Annotated in this window: 23 protein-coding genes and 1 riboswitch; of the genes, 1 reads left to right on the top strand and 22 read right to left on the bottom strand. The window is 71.8% G+C overall.

All coding sequences use genetic code 11. From position 1 onward, the window contains the following. Positions 1–63 precede the first annotated feature (63 nt). From QQ657_RS21835 to QQ657_RS21785, 11 genes are all read right to left on the bottom strand, one after another. A complete protein-coding gene (locus tag QQ657_RS21835) occupies positions 64–993 on the bottom strand; it encodes an RluA family pseudouridine synthase (RefSeq protein WP_284744048.1) in 930 nt (309 codons plus the stop codon). Then, positions 990–1613, bottom strand: coding sequence for a signal peptidase II (gene lspA / locus QQ657_RS21830; RefSeq protein ID WP_434056763.1), 624 nt, complete (start codon positions 1611–1613; stop codon positions 990–992). The genes QQ657_RS21835 and lspA overlap by 4 nt, the downstream gene beginning before the upstream one ends. Before the next feature lie 23 nt (positions 1614–1636). Beyond that, on the bottom strand, positions 1637–2263 hold the full coding sequence (locus QQ657_RS21825; RefSeq protein ID WP_284744047.1) for a hypothetical protein: 627 nt from the start codon (positions 2261–2263) through the stop codon (positions 1637–1639). Continuing rightward, a complete protein-coding gene (locus QQ657_RS21820; protein WP_284744046.1) occupies positions 2263–2832 on the bottom strand; it encodes a hypothetical protein in 570 nt (189 codons plus the stop codon). Before QQ657_RS21820 ends, QQ657_RS21825 begins: the two co-directional genes overlap by 1 nt. A gap of 46 nt (positions 2833–2878) precedes the next feature. After that, the gene (locus QQ657_RS21815; protein WP_284744045.1) at positions 2879–4303 is read right to left on the bottom strand and encodes an aminotransferase class V-fold PLP-dependent enzyme; all 1425 of its coding nucleotides are present in this window, start codon (positions 4301–4303) and stop codon (positions 2879–2881) included. 37 nt (positions 4304–4340) lie between these two features. After that, positions 4341–4455, bottom strand: a riboswitch (SAM riboswitch). An 83-nt stretch (positions 4456–4538) separates the two neighbouring features. Then, positions 4539–5195, bottom strand: coding sequence for a M23 family metallopeptidase (locus QQ657_RS21810; RefSeq protein WP_284744044.1), 657 nt, complete (start codon positions 5193–5195; stop codon positions 4539–4541). Positions 5196–5326: 131 nt separating this feature from the next. Next, positions 5327–6805 carry a potassium/proton antiporter gene (locus tag QQ657_RS21805; RefSeq protein ID WP_284744043.1) on the bottom strand — a complete coding sequence of 493 codons (1479 nt, stop codon included), beginning with the start codon at positions 6803–6805 and terminating at the stop codon, positions 5327–5329. Between the two features lie 95 nt (positions 6806–6900). Beyond that, complete coding sequence (locus QQ657_RS21800) at positions 6901–7584, bottom strand: ArsR/SmtB family transcription factor (RefSeq protein WP_284744042.1); 684 nt, start codon at positions 7582–7584, stop codon at positions 6901–6903. Between the two features lie 117 nt (positions 7585–7701). Continuing rightward, positions 7702–9324 (bottom strand): penicillin-binding transpeptidase domain-containing protein, encoded by a 1623-nt coding sequence (locus QQ657_RS21795; RefSeq protein ID WP_284744041.1) that lies wholly within the window; start codon positions 9322–9324, stop codon positions 7702–7704. 77 nt (positions 9325–9401) lie between these two features. Next, positions 9402–12569, bottom strand: coding sequence for an isoleucine--tRNA ligase (ileS, locus tag QQ657_RS21790; RefSeq protein WP_284744040.1), 3168 nt, complete (start codon positions 12567–12569; stop codon positions 9402–9404). Between the two features lie 240 nt (positions 12570–12809). Then, positions 12810–14141, bottom strand: a complete 1332-nt coding sequence (locus tag QQ657_RS21785; RefSeq protein ID WP_284744039.1) for an MFS transporter — start codon at positions 14139–14141, stop codon at positions 12810–12812. A gap of 64 nt (positions 14142–14205) precedes the next feature. Here QQ657_RS21785 and QQ657_RS21780 point away from each other — a divergent pair, with 64 nt between their 5' ends. Next, positions 14206–14952 (top strand): ArsR/SmtB family transcription factor, encoded by a 747-nt coding sequence (locus QQ657_RS21780; RefSeq protein WP_284744038.1) that lies wholly within the window; start codon positions 14206–14208, stop codon positions 14950–14952. 35 nt (positions 14953–14987) lie between these two features. Here the strand turns inward: QQ657_RS21780 and QQ657_RS21775 are convergent, their stop codons facing one another. The 11 genes from QQ657_RS21775 to QQ657_RS21725 form a co-directional block, all read right to left on the bottom strand. After that, on the bottom strand, positions 14988–15608 hold the full coding sequence (locus QQ657_RS21775) for a hypothetical protein (RefSeq protein WP_284744037.1): 621 nt from the start codon (positions 15606–15608) through the stop codon (positions 14988–14990). 121 nt (positions 15609–15729) lie between these two features. Further along, positions 15730–16575 (bottom strand): DivIVA-like cell division protein Wag31, encoded by an 846-nt coding sequence (gene wag31 / locus QQ657_RS21770; RefSeq protein ID WP_284744036.1) that lies wholly within the window; start codon positions 16573–16575, stop codon positions 15730–15732. A gap of 52 nt (positions 16576–16627) precedes the next feature. Further along, positions 16628–16903, bottom strand: a complete 276-nt coding sequence (locus QQ657_RS21765; RefSeq protein ID WP_072477845.1) for a YggT family protein — start codon at positions 16901–16903, stop codon at positions 16628–16630. Positions 16904–17018: 115 nt separating this feature from the next. Next, on the bottom strand, positions 17019–17615 hold the full coding sequence (locus QQ657_RS21760; protein ID WP_284744035.1) for a cell division protein SepF: 597 nt from the start codon (positions 17613–17615) through the stop codon (positions 17019–17021). Positions 17616–17713: 98 nt separating this feature from the next. Continuing rightward, on the bottom strand, positions 17714–18442 hold the full coding sequence (locus tag QQ657_RS21755) for a YggS family pyridoxal phosphate-dependent enzyme (protein ID WP_284744034.1): 729 nt from the start codon (positions 18440–18442) through the stop codon (positions 17714–17716). Then, a complete protein-coding gene (pgeF, locus tag QQ657_RS21750) occupies positions 18439–19143 on the bottom strand; it encodes a peptidoglycan editing factor PgeF (protein ID WP_284744033.1) in 705 nt (234 codons plus the stop codon). The genes QQ657_RS21755 and pgeF overlap by 4 nt, the downstream gene beginning before the upstream one ends. 76 nt (positions 19144–19219) lie before the next feature. Then, the gene (gene ftsZ, locus QQ657_RS21745; protein ID WP_284744032.1) at positions 19220–20524 is read right to left on the bottom strand and encodes a cell division protein FtsZ; all 1305 of its coding nucleotides are present in this window, start codon (positions 20522–20524) and stop codon (positions 19220–19222) included. A gap of 242 nt (positions 20525–20766) precedes the next feature. After that, positions 20767–21534, bottom strand: coding sequence for an anti-sigma factor (locus QQ657_RS21740; protein ID WP_284744031.1), 768 nt, complete (start codon positions 21532–21534; stop codon positions 20767–20769). Then, a complete protein-coding gene (sigK, locus tag QQ657_RS21735) occupies positions 21531–22145 on the bottom strand; it encodes an ECF RNA polymerase sigma factor SigK (RefSeq protein ID WP_284744030.1) in 615 nt (204 codons plus the stop codon). Before sigK ends, QQ657_RS21740 begins: the two co-directional genes overlap by 4 nt. After that, the gene (locus tag QQ657_RS21730; RefSeq protein WP_284744182.1) at positions 22138–22872 is read right to left on the bottom strand and encodes a DUF1365 domain-containing protein; all 735 of its coding nucleotides are present in this window, start codon (positions 22870–22872) and stop codon (positions 22138–22140) included. Before QQ657_RS21730 ends, sigK begins: the two co-directional genes overlap by 8 nt. After that, the gene (locus QQ657_RS21725; RefSeq protein ID WP_284744029.1) at positions 22866–24134 is read right to left on the bottom strand and encodes an NAD(P)/FAD-dependent oxidoreductase; all 1269 of its coding nucleotides are present in this window, start codon (positions 24132–24134) and stop codon (positions 22866–22868) included. The genes QQ657_RS21730 and QQ657_RS21725 overlap by 7 nt, the downstream gene beginning before the upstream one ends. Positions 24135–24149 lie beyond the last annotated feature (15 nt).

Raw genomic sequence — 24149 nt, 5'->3', positions numbered from 1 at the left:
TCTTCGGGAGTCCTGAATGACTCATTCAAGACAACGGAGGAGGCACCGCTGCCGCAGCCAGGGTCAGTAGCTTTCGTCCTGCAGGATCTTCAGCGCGTTCGCGAGGTCGTCCGGGTACTCCGACTCGAACTCGACCCACCGGCCGTCCGCCGGGTGGGCGAAAGCGAGCGTCTTCGCGTGCAGCCACTGGCGGTTCAGGCCCAGGTGGCGGGCCAGGACCGGGTCCGCGCCGTACGTCAGGTCGCCGACGCAGGGGTGCTTCAGCGCCGAGAAGTGGACGCGAATCTGGTGCGTCCGCCCGGTTTCCAGCTTGATGTGCGCCAGCGACGCCGCCCGGAACGCCTCGACGACCTCGTAGTGCGTCACGCTCGGGCGGCCGCCCTGGACGACCGCGAACTTGTAGTCGTGACGCGGGTGGCGGTCGATCGGGGCGTCGATCGTGCCGCGCGTCGGGTCGGGGTGGCCCTGGACGATCGCGTGGTAGCCCTTGTCGACCGTGCGTTCCTTGAACGCGCGCTTCAGGACCGTGTACGCGTGCTCGCTCTTGGCCACCACCATCACACCGGTCGTGCCCGCGTCGAGCCGGTGCACGACGCCCTGGCGCTCGGCCGCGCCCGACGTCGCGATCCGCAGGCCGGCCGCGGCGAGGCCGCCGACCACCGTCGGGCCGGTCCAGCCCGGGCTCGGGTGCACCGCGACGCCGACCGGCTTCGAGATCACGACGATGTCGTCGTCGTCGTGGAGGATCTGCATGCCCGCGACCGGCTCGGCGATCACCTCGACCGGGTTCGCCGGCTCCGGCAGGGTGACCTCCAAGAGGCCGTCCGCGGTGAGCCGGTCCGACTTGCCCGCCGGCTGGCCGTTCAGCAGCACCGCACCGGACTCGGCCAGTTCCGCCACGACCGTGCGGGAGAGCCCGAGCAGCTTGGCGAGGCCGGCGTCGACCCGCATCCCGTCGAGCCCGTCGGGCACCGGGAGCATCCGCGAGCTCACGCCTGCTCCTCCTGCTGCTCGTCCTGCTCGGCCTTCTTCTTGTCCTTGGTCGACGTGCCGTCGTAGTCCTTGCCCAGCAGGGACAGCAGCACGATCAGAGCACCGCCGACGCAGATCGCCGAGTCGGCGATGTTGAAGATCGCGAAGCCCTTGCCATTCGGGGCGAACGCCGAGATGAAGTCGACGACGTGGCCCTGCAGCCCGCCGGGCGCGCGGAAGATGCGGTCGGTCAGGTTGCCGGTGGCGCCGGCGAGCACGAGGCCGAGCCCGATGGCCCAGCCGATCGAGCGCAGCCGCCGGGACAGCCAGACGATCGCGATGACGACGGCCAGGGCGACCAGCGCGAGCACCCACGTCATGCCGGTGGCCATCGAGAACGCGGCGCCCGGGTTGCGGATCACCTGCAGGTAGATGAGGCCGCCGAGGATCCGGACCGGCTCCTTGCCCTCGAGGTTGGCGGTGACCAGGTTCTTCGTCACCAGGTCGATCGCCCAGAACACGACCGCGACGGCGAACACCCAGCCCACACGGCGCTTCGGCAGCGGTTCGGCCGGGGTCTCGGGCACCGCCTCTTCGGGCGCGGCGGTGTCGGGTTCGGAGTGGCTGGGGTCGGTGCTCACCACCCCATTCTCCACGGCGCTGGTCAGGGCGTGTCGGCGGCGGTGACCGGGCCGCGCAGGAGCACGGCGAACGCGGCCCCGAACAGCACCACCGCCGCGGTGAGCGCCCCGGCCACCGGCGGCAGGAGGACCACGGTGACCAGTGCGAACACCCCCGCGACGGCGACGACGAACCGGCTGCGCTCGTACCCGGCGAGCAGCAGCAGCCCGAGCGTCGCCAGGAGCGCGCCCCGCACGTCCCCGGCCAGCCGGAACTGCAGCATCCCGACCAGGTCGAGCACCGGGATGGCGAGCAGGGCACCGAGGGTCCCGCAGGCGAACCGGGCGGTGCGCGGCGGCGTCCCGGCGCGGCGCAGGTTCAGCCAGTACCAGCCGGCGACGGCGGCCACGACGCAGGCGAGCGCGACGAGCCAGCCGAGGGTGGCCGACCTCGTGGGGCCGGCGTAGACGGCGACGGCGACACTCGTGCCGCCGGTACCGCCGATGGTGCCGGTGGCGAGCTCGTTCGCCCGGCTCATCGGCAGTGCGCGCAAGTCCGCGAAGGTACCGGCGGCGAGGCTCTCCCCCGGCAGCAGCTCGGCGAGCACCATGATCAGCTGCGCGAACCCCAGCGCCGCCAACGGAAACCAACAGCGTCGCTCATTCCCCATCAATGCAGGGTATCGGGTGCCCGGCGCAGCAGTACCGCGAACGCCGCGGCGAGCAGGACGGCCGCCGAAACGAGCACCCCCACGAGATCGGCCGAAAGCACCACCGCGATCACCGCGAAGACGAACGCGGTGAGCAGGACGAGCCTGCTGCGCTCGTACGCGGCGAGCACCAGCAGGCCGAGCGTGGCCAGCAGCGGACCGCGCAGCCCGTCGCCGAGGCGGAACTGCCACGACCCGATCAGGTCGAGCAGCGGGAGGGCGAGCAGCGCGCCCAGCGTGCCGAGGACGAACCACCCGGTGCGGGCGGGCCGCAGGGCGACGGCGTACCAGATCGCTGTGCCGACGAGCGCCACGCCGAGCGCGACCAGCCACGCCGGCCCGGCGGGCAGGCCCCGCCCGAGCGAGTAGAAGGCGTCCTGGCTCAGCCACTGCGCTCGGCCGTACTCCGTCGCACCGGGCGACGGCGCCGGCCCGAGGAGGAGGTTCGCGGACTCACCTTCGGCGGCGCTGCGGCGCGACAACAGCTGTACCGCCGCCATGCCGACTTGCGCGATCCCCAGCAGTGCCAACGGAAACCAGAAAACCGGCCTTCTCCCCATCCGCCCAGGCCAGCGATCAGCAGAACGGCGGCAGCTCCCGCGGGTCGCCGACCGGAGCCCAGCGGCCGTCCACCTTCGCGTACTCCCAGCGGGCCCCGCGCGAGACAATCTGGCGCAGCGCCAGCACGACGCGGTCGACGTGCTCCTCCGTGCTGCCCAGGCCGAGGCTGACGCGGATCGCCTGCCGCCCGTCGCCGCCGGTGATGCCGATCAGGCGCTTGGCCGCGATGTGCGCGCAGAACGCCCCGTCGCGCACGCCGATGCCGTACTCCGCCGACAGCACCGCCGCCACCCAGCCCGGGTCGAAGCCGTCGAGGACGAAGCTGAGCGTGCCGACGCGGTCGACCGGTGCGTCGAACAGCCGCAGCTCGGCGCAGCCCGGGATGCCCTCGAGACCCTTGCGCAGCCGGGTGAGCAGGGCCTGCTCGTGCGCCACGACGGCGTCCCAGTTCTCGCTGAGCGTCTCGCACGCGACGCCGAGCGCGTACACGCCGACGGTGTTGGGCGAGCCGGCTTCGTGGCGCTCGGGGCCGGTGTTCCAGACCACCGCGTCCTCGGTCACGAGCTTGGTCGCGCCGCCGCCGGCGAGGTACGGCTTGGCGGCGCGCAGCCAGTCGGCGCGGCCGATCAACGCACCCGCACCGAAGGGCGCGTACAGCTTGTGGCCGGACAGGGCGACGTAGTCGACGTCCAGCTCCCTGATCGAGATCCGGCGGTGCGGCGCGAGCTGGGCGGCGTCGAGCGCGATGCGGGCGCCGTGCCTGCGCGCCACGGCGGCGATCTCCGCCACCGGCAGGAGCTCACCGGTCACATTGGACGCTCCGGTGACGACGACCAACCGCGGTCCCTGCGGGGAATCCGCGAGAGCTTCGTCCACAGCGGACACTGCGGCGAGGCGGGTGCGCGGGGTCGGGATCCGCCGGACGTTCGGGCCCTGCCACGGCAGCAGCGCGGCGTGGTGCTCGGTGTCGAAGACGATCACCGTGGTGTGCCGGGGCAGGCTGCGGGCGAGCAGGTTGAAGGAGTCGGTGGTGTTGCGCGTGAAGACGACGGTGTCGGTGCGACGGGCGTCGACGAAGCGACGCAGGACGTCGCGGGTGCGCTCGTAGAGGCGCGTCGAGACCTGGGACGCGAAGCCGGCGCCGCGGTGGACGCTGGCGTACCAGGGCAGGAACTCGTCGACCTTGGCGCGGACGGCGTCGAGACACGGGGCGCTCGCGGCGTGGTCGAGGTTGGCGTAGCCGATCGATTCCCCGGTGACGAGCGGGACCCGCACGGCGGCACCCGCGACGGCCGGGATGCTTTGCGCGGCAAGGGTTCCGGCGGTCGCGGCGAATTCGGTCGGGGTGGCTCCGGCGGCGACCCGGAACTCGGCGGGAGCAGCCGTGCCGAAGCCGGTCGGGGCGGTGGTCGTGCTGGTGCGATCGATGGCGAGAGTCATCGGTGCCTCCTCGGCGGTCCGGGGGACCCCGGCGAGGGGCCCGCGCTTGCCCGTCGCACGACGCGACCGGCCCGGTCTTCACCCGGGGCACCCCACCGCGGTTGGAGGGTTGCCGGCCAGCAAGCCGGGGCTTCGCGCTGGCACTCATGACCTGAGCCAGAAGGTAACCGAGAACGCCGCCGGCGGCCAACCCCCGCCTCACATTCTGAGACGCCGCTCACACACCGTGAGGACGTCAGAGCTTCGCGCGGAAGTGTCCCGGCAGCTGCGTCACGGCGTTGTCGGCGAGGTGCGTCGCCGTGCCGGTGTACTGCTCGGCTCCGGCCGTGAAGCGCCAGCCGCCGATGGTCTTCCCGTCGACGGGCTCGCCGCTGGCCGCCGCGACCGTGGTCGAGACCTCGGCGAACGACTTGCCGTCCCAGTTCGCGGCCGGGGCGTCCGGCAGGGTCCAGAGCGTGAAGTGCACGTGGGCGCCGGTGCTGCTGCCGCCGCACGGCAGCGCGTTGCCGGTCGAGCCGAGCTCGGCGCCGGCCTCGACGTGCTCACCGTCGGTGACCTCGATGCCCTCCATGTGGTAGTACCCGGTCCGCCAGCCGCCGTCGTGGTCGATGGTCACCCAGTCCCCGCCCGCGCAGTGCTGCAGGTGGACGGTGCCGGCCAACGGCGCGCGCACGGTCTTGTCGGCCGGGCTGAAGTCGATGGCGTTCTTGACGCCGGTGCTGCCGTCGTCGGAGTGGATGCCGGCCGAGTACACCTGCTGGCCGGCCTTGAACGGCAGGGCGAACGCCGGGAAGGGGGCGACCTCCGCGGCCGCGTCCGGGACGCCGGCCAGCCCGGCCGTCACGACGATCGCCGCGATCAGGCTCGCCCCACGCACGTGAAGTTTCGTCACCCTGCGTACTCCTTTGGCTGTTCACTCACCCATTCGAACTAATGAATGGAGCGCACAGTAAGCCAAAAGGGGGAACGAAGGGAAGATCAAGTGAGATTTTTGTGGGGACAAGCGCCGGACAACGGCACTGGTTAACGGCCCGACTCGCCCTTCCAGCGGGCCAGGCGGCCGGCCCGGTCCACGGCGCGGAGCCGGAGCTCGACGGCGTCGCGGACCCCGCTGGTCGTGACCACCAGCAGCTGGTCGTGCTCCTGGAACCGGCTGGTCTTCTGCGGGGTGAAGCCGGCGCCTTCGCGCACGACCAGGCTGACCGTCGCGCCGACCGGCAGCCGCAGCTCGGACAGGTACACGCCGTGCAGCTTCGACCCGGGCTGGATGCGGACCTGCAGCAGCTCGGCGCCCAGCTCGTCCAGCGGCGCGGAGTCGACTTCGATCTCGTGCGCCTCGGACTTCTTCGCCAGCCCGAGCCAGCGCCCGAGCGGCCCGAGCGTCGCGCCCTGGAGCAGCGTCAGCACGATGACCAGCACGAAAACCGCGTTGACCAGCCGTTGCGCGCCCGGCACCCCCTGCGACAGCGGGATCATCGCGAGCACGATCGGCACCGCGCCGCGCAGCCCGGCCCACGACAGGAACGCCTGTTCCCGCCACGGCAGCCGGAACGGCAGCATCGCCAGCACGACCGAGATCGGCCGGGCCAGCAGCAGCACGACGGCCCCGGCGACCAGGCCCGGCACCACCGCCTCGAGCACCCGGCCCGGCGAGGCGAACAGGCCGAGCAGCACGAACAGCCCGATCTGCGCCAGCCAGCCGAGCCCTTCGGCGAACGACAGCGTGTCCGAGCGGTGCGGCAGCCGCGAATTGCCGAGCACCAGCGCGGCGACGTAGGTGGCGAGCAGCCCGGACGCGTGCAGCAGCTGCCCGGACGAGTACGCCACGACGCACACCGCGACCGTGGCGAGCGGGTAGAGGCCGGTCGCCGGCAACGCGGCCCGGCGCAGCGCGATCCCGCCGAGCCAGCCGAAACCGAGCCCGATCGCGAGGCCCGCCGCGAGTTCGTAGACCACCAGCAGCGGCAATGTCCAGTCCACAGTGGCGCCTTCGGCCAGCACCACGACGGCGATGTACGCGGGCGCGTCGTTGATGCCCGACTCGAGCTCCAGCGCTCCGGTGAGCCGTTTGCCGATCCCGGCCGAGCGCAGCACCGAGAACACCGCGGCCGCGTCGGTCGACGCGAGCACCGCGCCCCACAGCAGCGCGAACCGCCAGTCGAGGCCCAGCAGCCAGTGCAGGGCGGCGCCGGTCACCGCGACGCTCACCACAACGGCCACAGTGGACAGTGCGATCCCGATGCCCAGCGCGGGTTTCACCGCCGACCAGCGCGTCGTCAGGCCACCTTCGGCGAGGATCATGACGAGCGCGGCGAGGCCGAGCGACTGGGTCAGCTCGGGGTTGTCGAACCGGATGCCGAAGCCGGCTTCGCCCAGCAGCACGCCGATCGCCAGGTAGAGCAGCAGCGACGGCAGGCCCAGCCGGATCGACACGCGCACGGCGAGCACGGAGGCGAGCAGCACGGCACCGCCGACGCCGAGCAGCACGGGAAGCTGGTCCATGCCGCCTCCCTCCGAGTGCCGTGGGCCCTCAGAATAGTGAAGCGGCCGAGTTAACTCCTTCGTGTACCGCTGGGGCGCGCCGGGCGCGTGGTGTGTTAAGGCCCACCGAGCGCGGTGAGATCGACACCGAGCGCGGCGAACGGCTTCTCCGCCGCCGGAAACACCTTCACCGCGCGATGCCCGTCGCGGCCGACCCAGCCGGCACCGACCGCGCGCTCGAGCAACGCCGCGGGCACGGCTCCGGCGAGGTGGTCGCGCCGCTCCGTCCAATCCAGACAGTCGCGCAGCGGCGACCGCCGCCCGGGCGCGACCGGCACGCCGAGCTCGGCCAGCACGGCACGGCCGCGGCCGGTCAGCGCCAGCCCGCCGTCGGCGTCGATCAGGCCGGTGGCCAGCATGCCGTCGCGGAGGGCGACACCGAGCACGCCGGCGAGGTGGTCGTAGCAGGTCCGCGCGAACCCGAGCCGCTTCACCCGCAACGACGACTTCAGCCCGGTCACCGGCCGGTGCTCGGCGTGCTGGGCCAGGTGCTCGATCAGCTCGGCGACGCGCGGGTCGGCGATCCGGACGTAGCTGGCCCGGCCCTGCTTGACCCGGGCGACGAACCCGGCGTCGACCAGCCGGGAGACGTGCTCGCTGGCCGTGGAGAGCGCGATCCCGGCCGCCTTGGCCAGCTCACCGACGGTCCAGGCCCGCCCGTCGAGCAGCGCGAGGCACATGGTGGCGCGGCTCGGGTCGGCGAGCACCGCGGCAACCTCGGCGAGAGCGATCGTCTCCATGCGCCCACGGTACGGCGGCCACCCTTCGCCCGCGGCCGAAGCGACGCAGCACGCGCTTCACGTGAAAGCGACCACCAGCAAGCGGCACTTTCACGTGAAAGTGCCGCTTGTGCCCGGTCAGAGAGCTTTCAGGAACTTGGCGGCCAGGGTTACTGCCGGGCCCGAGTCGTTCGAGTCCTCCAGGAGCACCGCGAACGCCACGTTCCCGCGGTAGCCGACGAACCAGCCCGTCGCGTTCGAGCCGTCGCCGAACTGGGCCGTGCCCGTCTTGCCGAACACCTGGCCCGCGCTCGCCGCGCCGCGGCCCGTGCCGCTGGTGACCACCGCGCGCATCATCGTCCGCACCTGGCCGAGCACGGCCGCCGGCGGCGGCGAGTAGCCCTTGACGACCGTCGTGTCCAGGTCGTGCCACAGCCGCGGCGTGATCGCCTTGCCGGACGCGACCGTGGCCGCCATCAGCGCGCCGCCGAGACAGCTGGCCTGGATCCGGCCCTGGCCGAACCCGTCCTCGACCTGCTCGTCCTTGCTCGCGGCGGGCTCGACCTTGCCCAGCTCGGTGTCGATGCCGGGGATCTCGTAGTCGGCGTTGAGGCCCAGCTCGTCGGCCGCCTTCTGCAGGCCGTTGGCCGGCAGGTCGAGCGCGAGCTGCCCGAACGTCGTGTTGCACGACCGCGCGAACGCCGTCTGCAGGTTCGTCGCCCCGAGCTCGAAGCCCTCGTTCTTGACCGTCCGCGTCCCGACGGTCGCGACGCCGGGGCAGTCGACCGGCGAGGTCGCGGAGAGGCCGCTCTGCTGGACCGCGGCGACCGACGTCGCGATCTTGAACGACGACCCCGGCTCGTACAGGCCGTGAAGCGCCTTCGGTGCGTTCCCGGCGGCCGCGTTCTGCGCGACGGCCAGGATGTCGCCCGAGCCGGTGTCGAGGGCGACGATCATGGCCGAACCCTTGTTGCCGTCCACCGCGGCCTGCGCGGAGTTCTGCGCGGCCAGGCTCAGGCTCGACGTCAGCGTCTTGGCCTCACCGTCGGCCTTCCCGAACAGCGTCTCCACGTTCTTGCCACCGGTGTCGACGCGCTCGACGGCGAAGCCGCCGCCGGCCGCCGCCGTGACCTGTCCGGCGAGCGCCGAACGCAGCAGCGGCGCCGGGTCGCCTTCGACCGGACGCAGGCCGGCGGACCCGCTGATGAGCAGCGGCTTGCCGTCGCGGTCGGCCACCGCCGTCGTGTCCTGCACGGCCGTGCTGACCACCAGCCGCTGGCCCGCCTCCAGCTTCGGGTGCAGCAGCGACGGCGCCCAGTGCACGAGCCACTTCCCGCCGGCCTGGGCCAGCTGGAACGGCACGTCGTAGGTCCAGACCTTGCCCGGCTTGAGCGTCCACCCGAGGCTGAACGTCCCGCCGGTCTGCGTCGCCCCGGCCGGGGTCGGCTGCAGGACGGTCAGCTTGGCCGTCAGCGTCGACGGGTTCAGCGTGTTCCGCGCGTCCCGCAGGGCCACCGCGGCCGCCGGAGCGGCGTCGGTCAGCCGGCTCGCCGCGTCGGTGTTGTTCTCGGACAGGTCCTGCAGGTACTCGGTGATCGCCGTGTGCGGGTCGAGGGCACCCGGCGTCTCGACGCTCGTGGCCCCGGCTTCCGCCTCCGGCGCCGATCCCCCGCCGTTCAGCACGAAGAACGCCGCCACCACGACCACGACGACCAGCAGCGCGCCGCCGATCAGGACGCCCCGTCTCTTGGCAGGACTCATTTCCGCGTACCCCTCCCCCAAGGAACGCCACCGCCGTAGGTGGCCGGCCGATCTTACCGGCCACCTACGACAGCAGGTCAGGCTTTTGCTACCGAAACGGTCACCTTGGTGCCGTCGCCGACCGTGCCGGCGAAGCCCTCGGTCACCGGACTATGGGTCACCGACGTCGCCAGCGTCTCCGAGGCCAGGAACTCCTCGTGCGTCCGGGCCGCCTCGACGACGTCAGGTACCGAATCGACGGTCAGCGCGATCCGGTCGGCGACGTCCAGCCCGGCGTCGCGGCGCGCCTGCTGCACGACCCGGACCAGGTCGCGGACCAGGCCCTCGGCCGCCAGCTCCGGCGTCACCCCGGTGTCGATCAGGACCAGCCCGGACCCGCCGGGCAGCTCGGCCGCCGCGCCGCCGCCCTTGGCGACCAGCCGGCGGTCGAACTCGCCTTCCCGCAGCTCGATCCCGGCCGCGACGACCTTGCCGCCCTGCAGCGACCAGTCGCCCGCCTTGACGGCCTTGATCACGGTCTGGACGTCCTTGCCCAGCCGCGGGCCGGCGGCACGCGCGTTGACCGCGACCTCGAACCCGCCGTGCGCGGCGACGTCGGTGGTCAGCTCGACCGCCTTGACGTTCACCTCGTCGCGCAGGATGTCGGCGAAGGCGCCCAGCGTCTCGGCGTCGTCGGCCGCCACGACCAGCGAGGACAGCGGCAGCCGCACGCGCAGCTTGTTCGCCTTCCGCAGCGAAAGCGCCGACGACGCGACCTGCCGCACCCGGTCCATCGTGGTGACCAGCGCCGCGTCGGCGGGCAGGTCGAGCGCGTTCGGCCAGTCGGTGAGGTGCACCGAACGGCCGCCGGTGAGCCCGCGCCAGACGACCTCGGTGGTCAGCGGCAGCAGCGGCGCCGCGACCCGCGACGTCACCTCCAGCACCGTGTGCAGCGTGTCGATCGCGTCCTGGTCACCGGCCCAGAAGCGGTCCCGGGACCGCCGCACGTACCAGTTCGTGAGGACCTCGAGGAAGTCCCGCACGGTCTGGCACGCGCCCGCGACGTCGTAGTGGTCCATCGCGTACTCGACGTCGGTGACGAGCTCGTGCGTCTTCGCCAGGACGTACCGGTCGAGCACGTTCGACGAGTCCGTGCGCCACTTGCCTTCCACGCCTTCGGCGTTCGCGTAGAGCGCGAGGAAGTAGTACGAGTTCCACAGCGGCAGCACGGCCTGGCGGACGGCGTCGCGGATGCCCTTGTCGGTGACGACGAGGTTGCCGCCACGCAGGATCGGGCTCGCCATCAGGTACCAGCGCATGGCGTCCGAGCCGTCGCGCTCGAACACCTCGTTGACGTCCGGGTAGTTGCGCAGCGACTTGGACATCTTCGCGCCGTCGGAGCCCAGCACGATGCCGTGCGCGACGCAGGCGCGGAACGCCGGCCGGTCGAACAGCGCCGTCGCGAGCACGTGCAGCAGGTAGAACCAGCCGCGGGTCTGCCCGATGTACTCGACGATGAAGTCGCTCGGGTAGTGGTGCTCGAACCAGTCGGCGTTCTCGAACGGGTAGTGCACCTGGGCGTACGGCATCGAGCCCGAGTCGAACCAGACGTCGAGGACGTCCGGGACGCGGCGCATCGTGGACTTCCCCGTGGGGTCGTCCGGGTTCGGCCGGGTCAGCTCGTCGATGTAGGGCCGGTGCAGGTTGTCCAGCCGCACGCCGAAGTCGGCCTCCAGCTCGTCGAGCGAGCCGTAGACGTCGGTGCGCGGGTACTCCGGGTCGTCGGACTGCCACACCGGGATCGGCGTGCCGAAGTACCGGTTGCGGGAGATCGACCAGTCGATGGCGTTCTCCAGCCACTTCCCGAACTGACCGTCCTTGACGTTGCCCGGGTACCAGGTGATCTGCTGGTTCAGCTCGACCATCCGGTCCTTGAACTGCGTCACCGCGACGAACCACGACGACACCGCGCGGTAGATCAGCGGGTTCCGGCAGCGCCAGCAGTGCGGGTAGGAGTGGTCGTAGGTCTCGTGCCGCAGCAGCACGGAACCCTGCTGCCCCGCCGAACCGGTGCCGTTCTTGAGGTCCCGGACGATGTTCGGGTTGGCGTCGAAGACCTGCTGGCCCTCGTAGTCGGGCACGGTCGCGTCGAACTTGCCGTGCGCGTCGACCGGCGTGACCGGCGGGATGTCGGCCGCGTCGGTGACGACCTTGTCGTCGGCGCCGTAGGCGGGCGCGATGTGCACGACGCCGGTGCCGTCCTCGGTGGTGACGTAGTCGGCCGCCAACACGCGGTGTGCGTTCTCCGTGCCGACGAAGTACGGGAACGGGGGTGCGTAACGGGTTCCGAGCAGCTGCTCACCCGTGTAGTGCGCGACGACCGCCGGCTCTTCGCCGAGTTCACGCGCGTACGCGGCGACCCGCGCCTCGGCGAGCAGGAACCGCTTGCCGGGAAGGTTTTCGCTCTCGACGACGACGTAGCGCACCTCGGGGTGCACGGCGGTGGCGAGGTTCGACGGCAGCGTCCACGGCGTGGTCGTCCAGATCAGCAGGTAAGTACCGTCGAGCTCGTTCCCGTTGTCCTGCAACCGGAAGCCGACCGTGACGGCCGGGTCCTGCCGGTTGCGGTAGACGTCGGCGTCCATGCCCAGCTCGTGGTTGGACAGCGGCGTCGCGTCCCGCCAGCAGTACGGCAGGACGCGGTAGCCCTCGTAGACGAGTCCCTTGTCCCACAGGCGTTTGAACGCCCAGAGCACCGACTCCATGTAGGTGACGTCGAGCGTCTTGTAGTCGTTGTCGAAGTCGACCCAGCGCGCCTGGCGGGTGACGTAGTCGCGCCACTCGTCGGTGTAGCGGAGGACGGACTCCTGCGAAGCCGCGTTGAACTTCGCGATGCCCATCTCTTCGATCTCGGACGTCTCGGTGATGCCGAGCTGCCGCATCGCCTCGAGCTCGGCGGGCAGGCCGTGGGTGTCCCAGCCGAAGCGGCGTTCGACCTTGCGGCCCTTCATCGTCTGGTAGCGCGGCACCAGGTCCTTGACGTACCCGGTGAGCAGGTGGCCGTAGTGCGGCAGGCCGTTGGCGAACGGCGGGCCGTCGTAGAAGACGTACTCGTTGTCGCCGTGCTCGCCGGCCGGGCGCGCGTCGATGGATGCCTGGAACGTCCGGTCCGTCTCCCAGTAGGCGAGGACCTGCTTCTCCAGCTCGGGGAAGGACGGCTGCGACGGCACACCCGCGCTGTCGTCGAGCTTGGCCTGGGGGTACATCCCGGTGCTCCTCGGTTCGTCGCTCTCGTACGGACGACCGGCTCCCGGTCATCCACACGGGGACGAAACGCCTTGGCGGCGCACCGCGGTACCACCCCGCTTGCCCGGCAAGATCACCCAGGCCGCTCGTTCGACGGCTGTCACGGGCCGCACCCGTCCGGTTCTACTGAGAGCGGTGACGCTCGGTTCTTCCGGAGGCTCCCCGGTGATGGCCGGATCGACGCCTTGCTGGTTACCAGGTTAACCGGCCCGCGCAACCCGGTTGTCACGAGGGGCACGTACGCCGGCCACCGTCACGCCGATCGCCAGCAGCCACAACGCCCCCGCGATCAGGCCGGCGCGGTGCAGCCCTTCGAGGAACCGGCCGCCCGGCTCGCCGGCGACCGCGCCGAGCACCGCCACCCCGAGGGCGCCACCGGCTTGGCGGGCGGTGTTGTTGATGCCGCTGGCGACGCCCGCGCGTTCGGGCGGGATGCCGCCGACCGCGGCCGTCACCACCGCCGTCGTCAGCAGGCCCATCCCGATCCCGAGCCCGAGCAGCGTCGGCAGGAGGTCCGGGTAGCCGCTGTTCCCGTTGAGCCGCACCAGGTTCAGCATGCCGAGCGCACCCAGGGCCAGTCCGGCGACCATCAGCGGACGCGGCCCGAAGCGGCCGGTCAGCCGGCCCGAGATCGGCGCCAGCACCGAGAGCGGCCCGAACAGCGGCAGCACCTCGAGCCCCGCGGTCAACGGCGACGCGTGGCGCACCCCCTGGAGGTACAGGGTCAGCACGAGGATGGCGCCGATGCCGACGAAGTTCATCGCCGCCGCGACGAAGTTCGCGCCCGCCGTCCGCCGGACGACGTCCGGCGGCAGCATCGGGTCCGGGCCGCGCCGTTCCACGGCCAGGAACGCGGCCAGCGCGACGACCGCCACCACCGCGGCGGGCACGCTCCCGCCGATGACCGCGTAGACGCCGGCGCCGAGGGCGGGCGCGGCGGTGGCGACGCCGGCGACGTCGACCCGCCGGCCGGGTGCGCGGTCGCCGCGCGGCGCGAGCCGCCGGGTCGCGAGGGCGGCCGCCAGCACGATCGGGACGTTGAGCCAGAACACCGGCCGCCAGCCCGCCGCGGAGACGATCGCGCCGCCGAGCACCGGGCCCGCCGCCAGCGCCAGCGCCGACACCCCGGCCCAGACGCCGAGGGCCCGCGCGCGCTCGGCGTGTCCCGGGTAGGCGTTCGTGATCACGGCGAGCGTCCCGGGCAGCAGCAACGCGGCGCCCAGGCCCTGCCCGGCCCGGGCGGCGACGAGCCAGGGTGCGGTGCTCGCGAGCCCGCACGCCGCCGAAGCCACGCCGAACAGGACGAAGCCCGCGAGGACGACCCGGCGGTGGCCGAAGACGTCGCCGAGCGCGCCGCCGGTCAGCAGCAACGCGGCCAGGACGACCGCGTAGCCGTCCACCACCCACTGCTGCGCCGCGAGGCCGCCGTGCAGGTCCGCGCCGATGGCGGGCAAGGCGACGTTGACGACCGTGACGTCCAGCTGCACGAGGAACATGCCGGCGCACATGGTGAGGAGAAGGGCGGAACGCATGTCCCCAGTGGACCGCCGGGACGCTTCCGTCGCGGTGGAAGTGTGCCCGGGGCATCCTGGAGTCATGGAAGGCGACGCCGACATCGCACGCACCGCGGCGCTGTTCGCGGACCCGGCGCGGGTCCGCGTGCTGCTCGCGCTCGCCGACGGCCGGGCACTGGCGGCGTCCGTGCTGGCGGCCGAGGCCCGGCTGTCCGCGCCGGGGGTCAGCGCGCACCTGGCGAAGCTGCGGGCCGCGGGCCTGGTGGTCGCCGAGAAGTCGGGGCGGCACCGGTTCTACCGGCTGGCCGGCCCGGACCCGGCCGAGCTGATGGAGACACTGGCGCGGTTCTCGCCGTCACAACCGGTGACGTCCCTGCGCGAGGGGACGCGCGCGGAGGCGCTGCGCACGGCGCGGACCTGCTACGACCACCTGGCGGGCCGGCTCGGGGTGGCGGTCACGTCGGCGTTGCTCGAGCGGGGCGCGCTGTCCGGGGCGTCCGACACGCGGCGGCGGCCGGGCGACCGGATTTCGGCTCCGCTGCGCGAGCACCCGTACACGCTGGGTCCGCACGCGGCCGAAGTGTTCGGCTCGCTCGGCGTCGATCTCGACGCGGCCGCGGCGGGCCGGCGTCCCCTGCTGAAGTTCTGCCTGGACTGGAGCGAGCAGCGCCACCACCTGGCGGGCGCGCTGGGTGCGGCCGTGGCGACGCGGTTCACGGAGGCGGGCTGGATGCGGCGGCGCGGGGCGGCTCACCGCGCGGTGAAGCTGACACCGGAGGGAGCGCGGGCGCTGGCCACCCGGCTGGGCCTGGCCGACCTCGCCGCCTGACAGCGTGTCGTCGCACCTCGCTCGCGTGTCGTCGACTAGCGGTGGGCGGCGACCAGGTTCGCGTCGGGGCGGCAGCGGTCACAGGGGGTGAAGCCGAGCTGACGGGCCTCGCCGATGCCGATCGGGATCGTGTCGCGGCTGCCCAGCCAGATGCAGGTCGTCAGGTGGTAGCGCGGGTGCTCGTCGACCACCACGACCTCGTCCTCGAGGTCGGCCAGGACGGCGATGTCGGCGTCCGGGGTCTCTTCCACACCCGGATCGGACTCGATACCGTTCGCCGATTCGACCGGGGCTTCCGCCACGACGGTCTTCTCGGAGTCGGATTCGGAGTCGGGCTCAGGTTCGGGCTCCGGCGTGTCGGCCGGATCGCCCAGGTCACCGGCCGCCGGGATGAGGACGGTCTGCTCCTCCTCCGCCGGCTTTTCCGCCGGGGAAGGTTCCTCCGCCGGCGGGACCGGTTCTTCGGAGACGGGCTTTTCGGGCTCGGCGGGTGCCGCGGCACGACGCCGGCGGCGCAGCCAGTCGGCGACCAGGATCAGCCCGGCCAGCACCGAAAGGCCGATGGACACCCACGCCCACAGCGAAGAGGCCGTGATGAGCGCGGAGACGAGCAACCCCAGAGCCGCCAGTACCAGTACCAGCACGATGTAAAGCACGCTGAATTACAGCACGAACCAGGCAAGATCGTCCGATGACCCGCCCACGTGCGGTACCGGATCGACTCCGAACCGTGGCCCACCCCGCCGGCAGGGTGCCGGCGGGGTGGGCCCGGGGAAATCAGCCCGCTTCGGCGCGCGGGCCGAACGAGTAGCCCTGGCCGCCGCTCGACGAACCGGACGACTGCCCGGAGTTCGACGAGGCCGACGCCGGGGCCGCGGAGCCGCGGTCGTCGAGCTCACGCAGCTGGGACTCGAGGAACCCGCGCAACCTCGTGCGGTACTCCCGCTCGATCGTGCGCAGCTCTTCGATCTTCTTGCCCAGCCCGCCCTTCTCGGAGTTCAGGCTGTTCATCGTCTCGGTGTACTTGCGCTGCGACTCGCGTTCCAGCGTGGTGGCCTTGTCGCGCGCCTGGCGCTCCAACGTCTCCGCACGGGTCCGCGCGTCGTTCAGCATGGTGTCGACGCGCGTGCGCGCCTCGTTCACCATCGAGTCCGACTTCGCCCGCGCGTCCGAAAGCAGCTGCTCGGACTTGGTGCGGGCCTCGGCCAGCATCCCGTCGGACTCGGTCTTCGCCTCGGCGGTCAGCCGGTCGGCCATCTCCTGAGCCAGGCCCAGGACCTTGGCGGCCTGCACGTTCGGCTCGGCGCTGTCGCCGACCATCGAGTGCGCCTGGGTCTGCTCCATGGCCGACTGCGGCGGCGGCACCGGAGCGAGCCGCCGCGACGGCTCTTCACGCATCGGGGGCGCAGATTTTGCGCTGTCGAGCTCGCCACGAGTCGACTCGAGCTCGGCGTCGAGCTGCTCCATCTGCTGGCGCAGCTCGTTGTTGTCCTCGATCAAGCGGGCCAGCTCGGTCTCCACCAGGTCGAGGAACGCGTCCACCTCGTCCTCGTTGTAGCCCCTCTTGCCGATGGGCGGCTTGCTGAACGCGACGTTATGCACGTCAGCGGGGGTCAACGACATCAGATCACCTCACGCACTCCATGGCCTGCAGGGTCCACCCAAGTCTCCCCGATCAACTTGGAGTCGCCAGTTGCATCGCGAAGAACACAACCAACAGCAGCACCATAATCGACAAGTCCAGTCCGACGCCGCCGATTCGAACCATCGGAATGATTCGTCTGAACAGACGAACCGGCGGGTCCGTCACTGTGTAGATGGTCTCGAGCGTCACCGCAACCCCCCCGGCCGGATGCCACTCACGCGCAAAAGTCCGGACGAGTTCGATCACGATCCGCGCCGTCAGCAGCAGCCAAAAGGCGAACAGCACGTACCAGACGACCAGCCACACAGCTTCCACGTACCTACTCTAACCGGGCGTCCTCGCAGAAGACGCAGTTGAGGGGGTCGACGCCGCATCGGGTCGACAAAATCACGTCTGCTTGCGCTCAGCGGTCCGCGCGACTTCAGCCCCGCAAGAATAATCCGCCCTCGGCAATCCGCCGACGGTCTTCGGCGGTGACGTCCACATCGGGCGGTGAGAGAAGGAACACCTTGTTGGTGACCTTGTCCATCGACCCGCGCAGCGCGAACGCCAGCCCGGCGGCGAAGTCGACGAGCCGCTTGGCGTCCGCGTTCTCCATCTCGGTGAGGTTGATGATCACCGGGATGCCCTCGCGGTAGTGCTCGCCGATGGCGCGCGCCTCCACGTAGCTCGTCGGGTGCAGCGTCGTGATCCGGCTCAGCGGATCACGCAGCGGCGGACGGGCCGGTTCGGTGACCGGGCGCAGGCGCGCCACCGGCTCCGGCTGCCGGTCCATCGCCAGCGCACCGTGGACAGCGGGCTCGGCTGCCGACACGGAGCGTGATCGACTGCGGCTGACAGGCTCGTCGTAAGTGTCCTCGACGTCGCGGTACCGTGAGCGCGACGGCCGCGGTGCCGGCTCCTCGTAGGAGTCGTAGTCGTCGTCGTAGCCGCGCCGGTAGTCGTCCTCGGTCTCGTAGCCGTCGTCGTCTGCGGGCACCATCCCGAAGTAGGCCTTCAGCTTCTGCAGCGCGCTCATGCCTCTCCCTAGCCCTAGCCGCTCCCGCACCAACGTTTCTCCACGCCGTCAGTGCCCCGCGCGGGCGACCACTAAACGTGACCGATCGCGCGAGCTCCCTACGGCGAGGCTAAACCGCGTCCACCGAGCAACGCGGTTCCGACACGCACACAGGTCGAGCCGTGCGTGATCGCCTGCTCGAGATCATGGCTCATCCCGGCGGAGACGTCTGCGGCATTCGGGTGATCTTTTCGGAGCCGCTCACCCGCGCGGGCGAGCCGCTCGAAGGCCTCCGCCGGGTCGGCGCCGAGCGGCGCGACGGCCATCAGGCCGCGAAACCGCAGTTCGTCCGTGTGGGTGACGTGCTCGGCGAGCGCGCCGAGCTCGCCGAGGGGGCAGCCGCCGCGCTCCGGGTCGTCGTCGAGGCTCGCCTGGATCAGCACGTCGAGGGGTTCGTCACGTATCCCAGCGTCGCGAGCCGCACGTACCGCCTTCGCGAGCGCGTCGGCGAGCCGGGCCGAATCCAGGGACTGCACCTCGTGCGCCCACCCGGCCACGGAGCGTGCCTTGTTCCGCTGCAGCCGGCCGACCATGTGCCAGCGCAGGCTTGCCTCCGGTCGCAACTCGGCGACTTCGAGCGTCTTGGGGCCGGCGTCCTGGTCGCGGTTCTCGCCGAGGTCGGCCACGCCGAGGTCGGCCAGCAGCGCGGCGTCGGAAGCGGGGAACGTCTTGGTGACCGCGATCAGCTTGACCTCGTCGCGCGCTCGCCCGGCCGCGCGGCACGCGGCGGCGATCCGTTCCTCGACCTCGGCCAGGTTCGCGGCCAGCTCGGCCTTGCGATCGGTCATGCCTCGACCCAGGTGATCCCGGCGATCCGCCCGGTCGTGCCGTCGCGGCGGTAGCTGAAGAGCGTCTTGTCCTCGTTCGTGCACCGCGGGTCGACACCGATCTTGCCGACCCCCAGGCCGGCGAGCTGCTGCCAGAGCCCGGCGCGCAGGTCGAGGCCGGGCGTGCCCTTCCGGGTCTTGCACGCACTGCCGGGCACGTGCTTCTCGACGTCGGCGGCCATGGCGGCCGGGACCTCGTAGCAGTCGCCGCAGATGGCCGGGCCGAGCAGCGCCTCGATGCGGCCCACCTCGGCCCCGGCTTCCCGCATGGCTTCGACCGCCGCCGGGACGACGCCGACCCGCGTGCCGACGCGCCCGGCGTGCACCGCCGAGACCACGCCGGCCTCGGCGTCGGCCAGCAGGATGGGGACGCAGTCGGCGACCAGCACCACGAGCGCGACGCCCGGGGTCGCGGTCACCAGGGCGTCGGTCGCCTCGGCGGCCCGGGTTTCGGAGCCGTCCACCGTGGTCGCCGTGCGGCCGTGGACCTGCTCCATCCAGGCCAGCTTGTCCTCGGCCAGGCCCAGCTCGGCGGCTAGGCGCTTGCGGTTCGCGTAGACGTCGCCTTCGTCGTCGCCGACGTGGTCGCCCAGGTTGAACGTGTCGTACGGCGGCCGTGACGCGCCGCCCGCCCTGGTCGTGACCACTCGCCGAACCCGCACGAATCCTCCTTGACGTCACTGAAGGCCACCACCCAGGACTCTAGTTCCCGGGTGATGGCCTTCAACGGTGGTGTCGCTAGCGCCGCATGAACGGCGGGACGTCGACCTCGTCGTCCGACGGGTCGTCGTGCACCGGCATCGCGCGGCCGGGCAGGCTGCCCTGGGTCGCGTTGGAGCCCATCGGCGAGTAGCCGCGCGAACCGCCGCCGGGCTGCGGGAGCCCGCCGGAGTTCTGGCCGGACGCCGACGGCAGCGGCGAGTGCGACCGCGGCGGCGCGACCGGGTAGCCGGAGCTGCCCGCCGACGGCACCGGGGTCGCCCCCGACGGTGGCCCCTGCTGGTTCGAAACCTGCCCCGCCGAGGCCGACGCCGTGGTCGAGCCCTGGCGCGAGCCGGAGCCGAAGGTCGACGGGTCGAGCTTCTTGTGGGTCGGTGCGCCGGCGTCGAAGCCGGCCGCGATCACCGTGACGCGGACCTCGTCGCCGAGGGAGTCGTCGATGATCGTGCCGAAGATGATGTTGGCGTCCGGGTGCGCGGACTCCTGCACCAGCGACGCGGCTTCGTTGATTTCGAACAGGCCCAGATCCGAACCACCCGCGATCGAAAGCAGTGCGCCGTGCGCACCATCCATGGAGGCTTCGAGGAGGGGCGAGTTGATCGCCTTCTCCGCAGCCTGGATGGCTCTGCCTTCACCGCGTGCGCTCCCTATACCCATCAGGGCGGAACCCGCGCCGGACATGACGCTCTTGACGTCGGCGAAGTCGAGGTTGATCAGGCCCGGGGTGGTGATCAGGTCGGTGATGCCCTGGACACCGGACAGCAGCACCTCGTCCGCGGAGCGGAACGCGTCCATCAGCGACACGCCGATGTCGCCGAGCTGCAGCAGCCGGTCGTTCGGGATGACGATGAGCGTGTCGCACTCGTTGCGCAGCGACTGGATGCCGTCCTCGGCCTGCTTGCCGCGGCGCTTGCCCTCGAAGGTGAACGGGCGGGTCACGACGCCGATGGTCAGCGCGCCCAGCTTGCGGGCGATCTGCGCCACGACCGGCGCGCCGCCGGTGCCCGTGCCGCCGCCTTCACCGGCCGTCACGAACACCATGTCGGCGCCCTTGATGACCTCTTCGATCTCTTCCCGGTGGTCTTCGGCGGCCTTCTGGCCGACCTCGGGGGCGGCGCCCGCGCCGAGGCCACGGGTCAGCTCGCGGCCGATGTCCAGCTTGACATCGGCGTCGGACATGAGCAGTGCTTGTGCGTCGGTGTTCACCGCGATGAACTCGACACCCTTGAGGCCGACCTCGATCATGCGGTTCACGGCGTTCACGCCGCCACCGCCGATGCCGACCACCTTGATCACCGCAAGGTAGTTGTGCGGGGGCGTCATCGAAGTCCGCCTTCCTGATCGTTGTGCCCGTACAGCCCGCCGGCGGATGATCGACTCTCAACCTAAACCCCAGATTGAGAGTTATGTCAACTGCCGACGTTAGGCAGGACGGTAGGCACCAGGCAGGCTCTAATCCAGTAGGCACGCCGTGTGTCGCAAAGGTGTTTTGCCACAACACGTTCGAGCGCGCAAGAGCTGGGAGCCGCGATCACCGCTCCGGCCCCGTCTGCTATGGCGCTCCGTCAGGCCGGCACGGGCATGCTCATGAGCACGTCCGTGGGCGCCCCGCTGGGCGATCCACCGGCCTGTTCCAGGCTCACCGCGAGGTGGTCGGTGGACCCGATGCCGTCCGCCACGACCAGGCCACCGTCGCCGGAAGCGGCGATCACGCCCGCCGAACGCGGCGCGTCCTTGCCGGTGATCAGCCAGGCTTCGTACACCTTCCCGCCGGGCTGCGCCGGCAGGCCGGCGTCCATCACCATCACGCGGTTCAGGGACTTCGACAGGATGACCGTCACACCGCCGCCGGTGGGTGCCTCGCCGTGCGCGGTCTTCGCGTCCGGCGCGGCGAGCAGCGCCGCCACCGGCTCGTAGCGCTGCTTCGCCTGGTCGAGCCGGGTCTGCGCGGACTGCAGCTCCTGCTGCTGGGTCAGCGCGATCCCGCCGAACACCCCGCCCGCGGCGAGCCCGACGACGGCGGCCGCGGCCATGACGACGACCGCCCAGCGCGGGGCGCGGCCCGAACGGCGGTGCCGGTCGGTGACGGGCCGGGTGCGCGGCGGCAGCTGGCGGGTGGCGTGCATGGCGGCCAAGACGCGGTCCTTGAACTCGGGCGGCGGCTCTTCGGCCATCGCCGCGCCCAGCCGGGCCGCGGTCGCGCGCAGCTCGGCGACCTCCTGCGCGCACGACTCGCACTGCTCGAGGTGGCGGCTGAACTCCGCCCGCTCGACGTCGGACACCGCGTCGAGCGCGAACGCGCCCGCCAGGGTGTGCATCTCGGGAGTGCTCACGCGGTCACCCCCAAGCAGTCCCGCAGGCGGATCAAGCCGTCCCGCAGCCGCGTCTTGATGGTTCCTTGCGGCGTCGACAGCACTTCGGCCACCTCGCGATACGTATAGCCCTGGTAGTAGGCGAGCAGCACGGATTCGCGCTGCAGATCGGTCAGGAAGGACAGGCACTTGCGCACCTGGGAGCGTTCGAGCCGCGCGGTGACGGACTCGGCGACCTCGTCGAACGGCCGGCCGCGGGCGGCTTCGAAGGTCGCCTTCTGCTCCCGCTCGGTGCTGGCGCGCGCCGAGCGGACGCGGTCGACCGCGCGGCGGTGCGCCAGGGTCATCGCCCAGTTCAGCGCCGAGCCCTTGTCCGGCGCGTACCGCGTCGCGGTGCGCCAGAGCTCGACGAGCACCTCCTGGGCTACCTCTTCGGACTGGGCCGCGTCGCGCACGATCCGCCGCACCAGCCCGAAGATCGGCCCGGCGAGCTGGTCGTAGAGCAGCTCGAAGGCCCGCTCGTCGCCCTTCGCGACGCGCGCCATCAGCTCCTCGGCGGTCGGCGCGGCCGGGGCGTCCGAAGGCTCGAAGGGCACCGGCGCCACCGGGCGCCGGCGGGCCGACTCATCCATGCAGCTGTCCTCCGGCGTTCTGCGGCGTGCGCGGCACGACCGCGGCCTTCCGCAGCCACAACGCGACGCCGTGGCGGCGGATCAGCGCGGACACCCGCTGCGGGAGCAGCGGCCGGGCCAGCACGAGCCGGGCCAGCCACCGCGGGTTCACCGGGCGGCGAACTCCCCGCAGCGTAGCGACCAGCGGCGTCGAACTCCCGCGGCGCAACGCGACCGTGAGGTCGAGCAACGCTTCCGGGTGGGGCAGGCGCATCCGGTACTCGCCGTCCATCTCCTGGAACGGCGAGACGTAGAACTCCTTGGCCGTGCGGGCGCGGCCGGCTTCGTCGGGGTTCAGCAGGTAGGCGTGCCGGCCGCCGTAGGTGTTGTGCACCTCGGCGACGACGCACGCGAGCCGGCCCTCGGGGTCGTGGCACCAGTAGACGCTGATCGGGTTGAACACGTACCCGAGCACGCGCGCGGCGGCCAGCATGACGACCTTGCCGCCGCGCAGGTCGACGTCGCGTTCGGCGAGCCACGCGTCCAGCTTCTCCCGGATCCCGCGCGGGTCGCTCGCGACGAAGTGGTCGCGGTCGTCGAACCGGGCGAACGGCCGGGCCCACCACGGCAGCCGCGGCGGCGCGTCCAGGTCCACCAGCCACAGGTACACGCGGTGCGCGAAGGAGTGCGGCGGGTCGATCCGCCGCACGTGCGCGACCGTGGCGTCGTAGAGCGCGTTCGTCACCAGGCGACTCCGAGGCTTTCGGCGGCGCGGGCCCCCGAAGAACAGCCGTCCTCGTGGAAGCCCCAACCGTGGTACGCGCCGGCGTAGGCGAAGACGCCGTCGTTGAGCTCGGGCAGCCGTCGTTGCGCCGCAACGGATTCCGGCGTGTAGACGGGGTGCTCGTAGTGCATCTTGGCGACCAGGGCCTCCTTGCCGGTGCCCTCGCCCGGGTTGAGCGTGACGACGTACCCGGTCGGCTCGTCCAGCCGCATCAGGCGGTTCATGTCGTAGCTGACCTGGACCGCGCCGGTCGGGGCGCCGCACACCGGAGCCCGGTAGTTCCAGCCCGCGCGGGCGTCGGCCAGCGACGGCAGCACGCTCGTGTCGGTGTGCAGCCAGGCCTCGTTCTCCGAGTAGCGGAACGCGCCGAGCACCTCGCGCTCGGCGGCGGTCGGGTTGGCCAGCAGCGACAGCGCCTGGTCGGCGTGGGTGGCGATGACGACCCGGTCGACGCGGTGCGGGGTGTCGGCGTCGTCGCGGACCTCCACGCCGCGGGCGGTCCGCAGCACCGACCGCACCGGCGTGGACAGGTGGACCGCGGTGAGCTGCTTGGCCGCGCGTTCGACGTATTCGCGGGACCCCCCGACGACGGTCCGCCAGGACGGCGAGTTCTTGACGCTCAGCATCCCGTGGTTGCGCAGGAACTCGAACAGGTAGCGCGCCGGGTAGCGCAGCGTGTCGCTGCGGTCGGCCGACCAGACCGTCGAGACCAGCGGCAGCATGAAGTGGTCGGTGAAGTAGCGCGTGTAGCCGCCGATGGCGAGGAACGCGCCGAGGGTGACGTCGCCCGCGTCCTTCGCGTCCAGCAGCCGCTTCGCGTGCCGGTGGAACTTCTTCACCTCCGCCAGCATCCGCAGGTAGCGGGCGCGGACGAGGTTGCCGCGCTGGGCGAACAGCCCGGGCAGCCCCCTCGCGCCGGCGTACTGCAGGCCGCAGCCGTCGCACCGGATGCTCATCGACATCTCGGTGTCGCGGGTGCGCACGCCGAGCTCCCCGAACAGCTTCAGCAGCGTCGGGTAGGTGCGCTCGTTGTGGACGATGAAGCCCGAGTCCACGCCGATGGTGCCGCCGTGGGCGCTGGGGACGTCGTGGGTGTGCGCGTGCCCGCCGAGCCGGTCGTCGGACTCGAAGAGCAGGACCTCGTGCTTGCGTTGCAGCAGGTATGCCGCCGTCAGCCCGGCCACCCCGCTGCCGATGACGGCGATGCGTTCTCCCGTGATCTCCACACCGGTACTTCGCCG

The organism is Amycolatopsis ponsaeliensis, from assembly GCF_030182635.1.
Taxonomy (GTDB): Bacteria; Actinomycetota; Actinomycetes; order Mycobacteriales; family Pseudonocardiaceae; genus Amycolatopsis; species Amycolatopsis ponsaeliensis.
This window is presented reverse-complemented; position numbering and strand designations above follow the sequence as displayed.

Bases quoted from the DNA above. Each gene is read 5' to 3' on its own strand.
- QQ657_RS21825 (WP_284744047.1), bottom strand. From the start codon at position 2,263: ATGGGGAATGAGCGACGCTGTTGGTTTCCGTTGGCGGCGCTGGGGTTC.
- QQ657_RS21815 (WP_284744045.1), bottom strand. From the start codon at position 4,303: ATGACTCTCGCCATCGATCGCACCAGCACGACCACCGCCCCGACCGGC.
- QQ657_RS21800 (WP_284744042.1), bottom strand. From the start codon at position 7,584: ATGGAGACGATCGCTCTCGCCGAGGTTGCCGCGGTGCTCGCCGACCCG.
- QQ657_RS21795 (WP_284744041.1), bottom strand. From the start codon at position 9,324: ATGAGTCCTGCCAAGAGACGGGGCGTCCTGATCGGCGGCGCGCTGCTG.
- QQ657_RS21760 (WP_284744035.1), bottom strand. From the start codon at position 17,615: ATGAGCGCGCTGCAGAAGCTGAAGGCCTACTTCGGGATGGTGCCCGCA.
- QQ657_RS21755 (WP_284744034.1), bottom strand. From the start codon at position 18,442: ATGACCGATCGCAAGGCCGAGCTGGCCGCGAACCTGGCCGAGGTCGAG.
- QQ657_RS21805 (WP_284744043.1), bottom strand. From the start codon at position 6,805: ATGGACCAGCTTCCCGTGCTGCTCGGCGTCGGCGGTGCCGTGCTGCTC.
- QQ657_RS21785 (WP_284744039.1), bottom strand. From the start codon at position 14,141: ATGCGTTCCGCCCTTCTCCTCACCATGTGCGCCGGCATGTTCCTCGTG.
- QQ657_RS21780 (WP_284744038.1), top strand. From the start codon at position 14,206: ATGGAAGGCGACGCCGACATCGCACGCACCGCGGCGCTGTTCGCGGAC.
- ftsZ (WP_284744032.1), bottom strand. From the start codon at position 20,524: ATGACGCCCCCGCACAACTACCTTGCGGTGATCAAGGTGGTCGGCATC.
- wag31 (WP_284744036.1), bottom strand. From the start codon at position 16,575: ATGTCGTTGACCCCCGCTGACGTGCATAACGTCGCGTTCAGCAAGCCG.
- sigK (WP_284744030.1), bottom strand. From the start codon at position 22,145: ATGGATGAGTCGGCCCGCCGGCGCCCGGTGGCGCCGGTGCCCTTCGAG.
- ileS (WP_284744040.1), bottom strand. From the start codon at position 12,569: ATGTACCCCCAGGCCAAGCTCGACGACAGCGCGGGTGTGCCGTCGCAG.